The organism is Variovorax sp. 01T439_2, from assembly GCF_056398445.1.
The window spans coordinates 1-2,622 of the sequence record NZ_JBFTPJ010000844.1; the positions used below are offsets into that span (position 1 = coordinate 1).

Consider the following 2,622-nt stretch of genomic DNA (forward strand, 5'->3'; position numbering starts at 1 on the left):
GCCCGAAGGTGGCGGCCAGGCCCAGCGCATCGAACCAGGCGGGGTGCGGCCCCATCTGCGCCGCCGCCGCATTGGTGGCCAGCAGCACCGGAAAGTGGATCAGGAACAGCGAATACGACATGCGGCCCAGGCGCTGCAAGGGCATGGCCGCATCCGGCCGGCGACCGAGCGAGAGCCAACCCCGCCGCTGCGCAACGGCAATCAGCAGCGCGCTCACCAGCGCGGTGGCGATGCGGCTGCGCCAGTCGACCGCGAGCGCGCCCGCGCCGGTCAGCGCGAGCAGCACGATGGCACTGCGCCAGGTGCTCGCGCGCGTCGCGCGTCCGATCCAGAAGGCCAGCATGCCGAGCCCGTAGGCACCGAAGAAATAGAACGCCGTGCCGTCGAGATCGGCATTGCGGTTGAAGAGCAGCAGCGAAGCGGTGGCCACCACCAGCACCAGCGCCACGGGAATCCAGCGCTCGTACGAAGCCGCTGCAGCCGCCGCCGGCGCCCGCCGCAGCATCGCGGGAAGGCCCATGAGCGCCAGCGCCAGCACGAACAGCTGGAAGTCGATGGCCACGTACCAGACGCCCGTGGACAGTGCCTCGTAGCCCAGCAGGTCCTGCATCAGCAACCCGTGCGCGAGCAACTGGCCGATGCTCGGCGCGGCCGGCACGTCGTCGCCCACCATCCAGGGGCGCACCAGGGCCGCCACCAGCACCGACACCGTGAGCGCCGCCAGGTAGGGCATGACCAGCCGGCCGTAGCGCTGCAGGATGCGCGCCATCGGCCGCTCCACGCGCAGCAAGCCGTCGGGCGCCAGGCTGGAAGCCGCAAGAAAGCCGGCAATCACCAGGAAGACCTGCACCGCGAGCCGGCCGTCACTGGCCAGCCAGCCCAGCAATCCGGGCGCCAGCAGGAAGGCGCCCACCGGCATCGCGCCGTAGCGCGACAGGTGGTGCCCGACGATCACCGCGCAGGCCAGGCCCTTCGCGATGTCGAGCAGGGGCATCCGCCCGCGCTGCGCGGGCAGCCCGGCAGGCGCCGGGTCGCACGCGCCGCTCAAAGTGCGAGCCGCTGCCTGGCTTGCTGGTACTCGCGCTTGAGTTTCTCGATGAAGGCCGCGGCGCTGGCCACTTCGGTGACGGCGCCGATGCCCTGGCCCGAGCCCCAGATGTCCTTCCAGGCCTTGGCCTTGCTGCCCTCGCCGCCGCCGAAGTTCATGGTCTTGACGTCGCCTTCGGGCAGGTTGGCCGGGTCCATGCCGGCCTTGACGATGCTGGGCGCCAGGTAGTTGCCGTGCACGCCGGTGAACAGGCTCGAATAGACGATGTCGTCCGAGGTGCCGTCCACGATGGCCTGCTTGTATTCCTCGCTCGCGCGCGCCTCCTCGGTGGCGATGAAGGCGGTGCCGATGTAGGCGAAGTCGGCACCCATGGCCTGCRCCGCGAGCACCGCGCCGCCGGTGGCTATGGAGCCCGACAGCGCGATGGGACCGTCGAACCACTGGCGGATTTCCTGCACCAGCGCGAACGGGCTCTTCACGCCCGCATGGCCGCCGGCGCCGGCCGCCACGGCAATGATGCCGTCGGYGCCCTTCTCGATCGCCTTCTGCGCGAACTTGTTGTTGATGATGTCGTGCAGCGTGACGCCGCCGTAGCTGTGCACCGCATCGTTCACGTCGGTGCGCGCGCCCAGCGAGGTGATGACGATCGGCACCTTGTACTTCACGACCATTTCCATGTCGTGCTCCAGCCGGTCGTTGCTCTTGTGCACGATCTGGTTGATGGCAAAGGGCGCGGCGGGCTTGTCCGGGTTGGCCTTGTTGTAGGCCGCGAGCTCCTCGGTGATCTCGGCCAGCCAGTCTTCGAGCTGCGCCGCGGGGCGGGCGTTGAGCGCCGGCATCGAGCCGACCACGCCGGCCTTGCACTGCGCGATCACGAGCTTGGGGTTGCTGATGATGAACAGCGGCGAGCCGATGATCGGCAGCGGCAGGTTCGCGAGCACGGGGGGCAGCTTGGACATGTCTTCTCCGGGAATGGGGTTCGGTTTTATATAAGAGGAAGGCCTGCATCGCCCGTCAGATGGGCGACACGGGGCCGTGGGTCAGAAGGCGTCGAGCGCCAGTGCCGTGACGCTCTCGGCGCCCTCGACGATGCTGTCGCGCAGCCCGGGTACCTTGTTCAGGATGTGCTCGGCATAGAAGCGCGCGGTCGCGATCTTGGCCTGCATGAAGTCCACGTCGACGTTGTGCGACGCCAGGTCCGCTGCAATGATCAGCGAGCGTGCCAGCTGCCAGCCCGCCACGAGGTTGCCCGCGAGCATCAGGTAGGGCACGCTGCCCGCGAACACCGCGTTGGGCGACGCCTTGGTCTGGCCCGCGACGAAGTCGACCACCTCGATGAAGGCCTCGCGCGCGGGCTTCAGGCGCTTGAGGACGGCGGCCGCGGCGGGGCTGCTGCTCCTGGCCAGTTCGGCCTCGGTCTTCTCGATCTGCGCGGCAATGGCCTTGGCGGTCTGGCCGCCGTCGCGCGCGGTCTTGCGGCCCACGAGGTCGTTGGCCTGGATCGCAGTGGTGCCCTCGTAGATCGTGAGGATCTTGGCGTCGCGGTAGTACTGCGCCGCGCCGGTCTCCTCGAT

Annotated in this window: 3 protein-coding genes; all 3 read right to left on the minus strand. The window is 69.2% G+C overall.

What is annotated here, in order from left to right; all coding sequences use genetic code 11:
* A partial coding sequence (locus tag AC1DOC_RS28650; RefSeq protein ID WP_478131018.1) for an acyltransferase family protein occupies positions 1-994 on the minus strand: 994 nt, incomplete at its 3' end.
* A 50-nt stretch (positions 995-1,044) separates the two neighbouring features.
* Positions 1,045-2,007 (minus strand): NAD(P)H-dependent flavin oxidoreductase, encoded by a 963-nt coding sequence (locus AC1DOC_RS28655; protein ID WP_478131019.1) that lies wholly within the window; start codon positions 2,005-2,007, stop codon positions 1,045-1,047.
* A gap of 81 nt (positions 2,008-2,088) precedes the next feature.
* The coding region (locus AC1DOC_RS28660; RefSeq protein WP_478131020.1) for an acyl-CoA dehydrogenase C-terminal domain-containing protein at positions 2,089-2,622 on the minus strand (534 nt) is incomplete at its 5' end.